The organism is Vibrio floridensis (assembly GCF_021852965.1).
GTDB classification, from domain to species: Bacteria; Pseudomonadota; Gammaproteobacteria; order Enterobacterales; family Vibrionaceae; genus Vibrio; species Vibrio floridensis.
Genome location: NZ_JAKGCY010000038.1, coordinates 1 through 3,799, shown reverse-complemented (window position 1 = coordinate 3,799; position 3,799 = coordinate 1). Strand labels below are relative to the sequence as shown.

Annotated in this window: 5 protein-coding genes; all 5 read left to right on the top strand. The window is 39.7% G+C overall.

The annotated features are described in order from the left end of the window. Positions 1–104: 104 nt before the first annotated feature. The 5 genes from LZU85_RS20395 to LZU85_RS20375 all read left to right on the top strand — a co-directional run bounded on the left by LZU85_RS20395 (position 105) and on the right by LZU85_RS20375 (position 3,752). The gene (locus LZU85_RS20395) at positions 105–668 is read left to right on the top strand and encodes a hypothetical protein (protein WP_237288378.1); all 564 of its coding nucleotides are present in this window, start codon (positions 105–107) and stop codon (positions 666–668) included. 112 nt (positions 669–780) lie between these two features. Next, positions 781–966 carry a hypothetical protein gene (locus LZU85_RS21215; RefSeq protein WP_373273173.1) on the top strand — a complete coding sequence of 62 codons (186 nt, stop codon included), beginning with the start codon at positions 781–783 and terminating at the stop codon, positions 964–966. 276 nt (positions 967–1,242) lie between these two features. Then, positions 1,243–1,980: a DUF2971 domain-containing protein gene (locus tag LZU85_RS20390; RefSeq protein ID WP_237288376.1), complete on the top strand. Its 738-nt coding sequence runs from the start codon at positions 1,243–1,245 to the stop codon at positions 1,978–1,980. Positions 1,981–3,057: 1,077 nt separating this feature from the next. Next, positions 3,058–3,447: a hypothetical protein gene (locus tag LZU85_RS20380; RefSeq protein ID WP_237288374.1), complete on the top strand. Its 390-nt coding sequence runs from the start codon at positions 3,058–3,060 to the stop codon at positions 3,445–3,447. Positions 3,448–3,569: 122 nt separating this feature from the next. After that, positions 3,570–3,752 carry a hypothetical protein gene (locus LZU85_RS20375; protein WP_237288372.1) on the top strand — a complete coding sequence of 61 codons (183 nt, stop codon included), beginning with the start codon at positions 3,570–3,572 and terminating at the stop codon, positions 3,750–3,752. Positions 3,753–3,799 lie beyond the last annotated feature (47 nt).

The window sequence follows — 3,799 nt, the reverse complement described above, 5'->3', positions numbered from 1 at the left end:
TATGCGGTAACTTTTGTAGTGAAAGTGGTCTGCGGAAAGTTGGTTTGTGCGGCACTCACCCCTTAACGCGGCGTTAGTTGCTTTCATAAATAATAGGTAAGTACATGAAAGAGAAGTTGGTATCATTTGATCTCGAAACAGATCTAGTCATGTCATTGCGGTGCTTACTTGACGCTTTGTCTCAAATTGAAAGCGGGCAAAACACGTATTTCAAATGGGCAGTGATCTACGGGCATAACTCTGTTCAATCGGCAATGTGTTTAGCTCTCATTACATCGGACTCACGCCTAGTTCGGAAAAAAGATAGTTATCACTCAGAGTATGGTGATTTAGATAATATCGAATGGCTTTACGAAAAACTGCGGAAAGAAGACTTTCTTCCTTACATGGGTAGCCAAGTAATTGATAGTCAGCGATTTGAAAAAGAAAAAGTTAGCCGTTTACAGACAGTTAGGAATACATTTATCCATCAGCACCCATCACTCTATGTCTTTACGTTTAATGAATTAGTAGAGTTAATCAGTATCTCTGTTGATCTAGTTGGTTTCTTAGTCAATGAAAGTGAGCGTCTAGCTATAAATGGGTATACACAAGCTCAAATAAAGGGTTTGGTGGACGAGTTGAGCACGCAACTAACAAACTGTTTAAGAGGGATTCGCAACGCGTAGCATTTTTACTATGCGTTGGTTTAAGTGATTAAGGTGGTCTGCGGCGGCTTCGGTATTGCGTTGCTCACCCCTTAACAGGGCGTTATGCTTAATCATGTAAAATCAGTGGTTTATGCTTTTTCTTTGTTCCCTCGGCTTGTTAGTTTTGAGTTCGTCGGCAAGTCAGCTTTACTGGGCGCTGTTTTCCGGACACTTATTCTTTGGCGCTGAAAATTCAGAGCGTTGCCTCAGTCAATTTTCGGGTAAGCGTGAGGTTAGGGAAGTTGGCTCAATCAAAACTTTGAACTTAGGTTTTTGAGTTTTAGCAGCCAAATTTCAATGTCCGATTTTCAAAACTATGAGTCATTTCGGTTTTCTACGTTTTGGCTTTTGTTTGTAAATCAAAGTCGAGTTAATCTTTGTGCTAGTAAAACGTAACCCATTGAAGCTTAAGCATAACAAGGCGTTCAAGTGGGATTCATGCCGCGTGACATTTTTGGTATGCGGCGAGTTTTGGTGGTGAAAGTAGTCTGCGGAAAGTTGGTTTAGGCGGCATTCACCCCTTAACGCAGCGTTATGTTTTTGAGGATAACGAATGAATGATGAATTTGTTGATAGCCTGTATAAATATCGTTCTGTCGACTCTTTTACTTTGGATATCATAGCCAATAATCGTATCTTTTTTGCTAAACCAGAAATGTTCAACGATCCTTATGATACGGAGTTCAATATTAATACCCATGTTGGCAAGTTGAGTTCTATAGATATGGCGTATCTGGAAGAAACATATGGAATTTCATCTAACGATGAAGTGGATAGGGTTATAGTCAACGTCAACGAACAAATTAAGAACTATGTTTCTTCTGCTGGAATCTTATCTCTAAGTTCTAGTCCTGAAAACTTATTGTTGTGGGCTCACTACGCCGATGATCACAAGGGAATCTGCATTGAGTTTGAGCGAAAATTAGGAAATGACTTAGCTAATGAAAGTTTTACTCAGAAAGTAAAATACGCAGCATCTTACCCATCATTCAATAAGTACGCATTTGTTAAGAAGAATGGGCATTCGGTAGTAAACAGAATTCTTTGGACTAAGTCGCCAGAATGGGAGTATGAGCAAGAGTGGAGAGTAATCTACCCTCACAAGGGTGGGACTGTTCAGGAAATACCGGGGAAGATAAAATCCATTATATTCGGGCTAAGGTGTCCAAGTATAAACATTGACATAATAAAACGGCTAGTGAGTGGGACAGACATAAAACTAAAACAAGCATCGAAGAAAAAAAATGAATTTGGTGTAGTGATTAAAAACATAACAAGCAATTCAAGCTGATTCGCAACGCTCGGCGCTTTCGGTTTCAATTTGTTTAGTGATTACTGTGTAGTGTTTGAGTAGGGTTGCAGCGTTGCTCACAACTTAATTGGGCGTTATGTTTAATCACGTAAAATCAGTAGGTTGTGCCTTTTCTTTGCTTCCTAAGTCATCCAGTTTAGGTCTTTTCGGCAAGTTGGCAGCTTTGCACGCTGCTTTCCGGACATTTATTCGTTGGCGCTAAAAATTCTGAGTGTTGCCTCATTGAATTTCGGATCAAGTTTAACGTGAGGACATTTGGCTCAATCTCAAAGTTAGACTTCGTTTTGTGTTTTCTGCTCTTAAAGCTCAAGTTCAATTTTCTCAAGCTTATGAGTTAAATCAGTTTTTAGGCTTTTGGTTTTTGTTTACAAAAGTAAGTTGGGTTAAACTTCGGTTCACTTGAACGTAAGGTATTGAATCTTAAACATAACAAACAGTTCAAGTGGGATTCAGCACGCGTGGCATTTTTGGCATGCGGTGATTTCGGTGTTGAAGTGCCATGCAGTAACACTGGTATTGCGTGCTTCACCCCTTAACTGGGCGTTATGCTTAATCAATTAAAATCAGTGATTTAGTGTTTTTCTCTGTTCCCTCAGCCTTTTGATTTTGTGCTCGTCGGCAAGTTGGCTTCAGTGGACGCTGTTTTCTGGACATCCATTCTTGGTCGCTACAAATTCTGAGAATTGCCTCAATCAATTTTCGGGTAAGTGCGAGGTTAGGGCGGCTGACTCAATTAGAAATTCGTTTTTAGGTTTCCAAGTTTGAGTGTTCAGAATCCCGAGTCTAATCATCAAAACTATGAGTCATTTCGGTTTTCTGCGCTTTGGCTTTTGTTTGTAAATCAAAGACGAGTTACTCTTGGTTCTATTAAAACGTAACCCATTGAAGCTTAAGCATAACAAGGCGTTTAAGCGGGATTCATGCCGCGTGGCATTTTTGGTATGCGGTGAGTTTTGGTGTTGAAACTGGTCTGCGGAAAGTTGGTTTAGGCGGCATTCACCCCTTAACGCGGCGTTATGTTTACACGTCAGATTTTTCAAACAATAGAGGTAAAGCTTGAAAGAAGTAAATCCCCAGTTCAAAAGTTGGCTAGAAGTTATCGAAAAATCTCTTCTAATTATTTCAACATCTATTGCAATACTAACTGCCGCTTATAAAGGAGCAGAATTATTGACGTCCAAAAATGAGCAAGTTAAAGCTGTTACAAATGAAGTTGTTGAAAGAACAAAAGCTGTTAATTTGCTTACAGTCACATACTCAGATTTATTGAGTCAATTGGATAAAGATATTAAAGAGCTAGACTCTAAAATGGGTGATGAGGTTTGGAAGGACTCTATCGGTTGGGAAAAATTCGAAGCGATACGGCAAGCTAAGGTCAATGATAGAAATGCATTGTTACAGTCACTTGGCGGTCAAGTTGTACAACTAAAAATTGCAGAAAAATAAACATAACAAACTGTTTAAGAGTGATTCGCAACGCGTGGCATTTTCACTATGCGTTGGTTTAAGTGATTAAGGTGGTATGCGGAAGCATCGGTATTGCGCTGCTCACACCTTAACAGGGCGTTATGCTTAATCACGTAAAATCAGTGGGTTATGGTTTTTCTTTGTTCTCTTGGCTGATTGGCTTTGTGCTTGTCGGCAAGTCGGTTTCATTGGGCGCTGTTTTTTGGACACTTATTCTTTGGCGCTGGAAATTCGGAGAATTGCCTCAATCAACTTTAGGGCGGTTGGCACAATCAGAAATTTGATCTTAGGTTTTTGAGTTTTGATTACCAAATTTCAAAGTCTGATTTTC

Bases quoted from the DNA above. Each gene is read 5' to 3' on its own strand.
- LZU85_RS20395 (WP_237288378.1), top strand. From the start codon at position 105: ATGAAAGAGAAGTTGGTATCATTTGATCTCGAAACAGATCTAGTCATG.
- LZU85_RS21215 (WP_373273173.1), top strand. From the start codon at position 781: ATGCTTTTTCTTTGTTCCCTCGGCTTGTTAGTTTTGAGTTCGTCGGCA.
- LZU85_RS20390 (WP_237288376.1), top strand. From the start codon at position 1,243: ATGAATGATGAATTTGTTGATAGCCTGTATAAATATCGTTCTGTCGAC.
- LZU85_RS20375 (WP_237288372.1), top strand. From the start codon at position 3,570: ATGCTTAATCACGTAAAATCAGTGGGTTATGGTTTTTCTTTGTTCTCT.